Origin of the sequence: Pontibacter sp. HSC-14F20 (genome assembly GCF_019599265.1) — a bacterium.
Classification (GTDB): Bacteria; Bacteroidota; Bacteroidia; order Cytophagales; family Hymenobacteraceae; genus Pontibacter.
This window is the reverse complement of record NZ_JAHZTC010000046.1, coordinates 1-951: the sequence shown is the minus strand read 5'-3', so window position 1 is coordinate 951 and position 951 is coordinate 1. Positions and strand designations below refer to the sequence as shown.

The window sequence follows — 951 nt, the reverse complement described above, 5'->3', positions numbered from 1 at the left end:
GGAGCCTGGGCCTCAAAGTGGGCAGGGACAGGCTCTTTGGCTGCCTCAGGGAGTTTGGCCTGCTCATAAAGCCAGGCAGGCGCTACGTGCAGACCACCATGTCGCGGCACCACCTGCGCAAGTACCCTAACCTGGTCAAGGGGCTATCCTTGACGCATCCCGAGCAGGTATGGGCCAGTGACATTACCTACGTCAGGACCCGGCAGGGCACTTGTTATGTGAATCTGGTGACCGATGCCTTCAGCCGGCGAGTCATGGGCTACACTGCGGCTGCCAACATGGAAGCTATAAGCATGGGCAAAGCGCTGGAAACGGCCTTGAGAGAAAAACAGACCGCGGCAGAGCCCATCCATCATTCGGACCGGGGACTGCAGTACTGCTCTGGTCACTACGTAGGCCTGGCCACAGACACAGGCTTGCGTATGAGCATGACCCAGGACTCAGACCCGTATGAGAACGCGCTGGCCGAGCGCATGAACAGAACGCTCAAAGAGGAATTCGGGCTGGGAGGCACGCTAGAGAACTTAGGGCAGGTAGAGCTTTTATTGGCGCAAGCCGTAGAGCTTTATAACCAGCACAGGCTGCATCTGGCCCTGAACATGAGAACACCACAGCAGGTACACCAAGAAAAAATCCCGGCCTGCCTAAACAAACCGGGACTTTGTTAAACCTGTCAACTTATTTCAGGACGATTCAAGATGTTGAAATGCATTTCGAAGACCAAATGTCTGAACAATAAAATCAGAAAGTCTTATTAGCTAGCTTTAGCTAAAGCTAGAATTACCTAAACATGATAATTTCTGGGACGTTTGTGTGCATCTGCCGTTGCCCGCGCAGCTATCGGCTTATGTCTATGTGCCAGCGTTCCCTGCCTTCCCTAAGCTAGATTATAAGCAAGACAGCCCCTGCTTCTTTGGGGAAACAGGGGCTGTTTGTTGTTGGGGTTGGCGG

Annotated in this window: 1 protein-coding gene; it reads left to right on the top strand. The window is 53.3% G+C overall.

Annotated features, from left to right (window positions below; translation table 11 throughout):
• A partial coding sequence (locus tag K3G39_RS20410; protein WP_220628021.1) for an IS3 family transposase occupies window positions 1–668 on the top strand: 668 nt, incomplete at its 5' end.
• Window positions 669–951 lie beyond the last annotated feature (283 nt).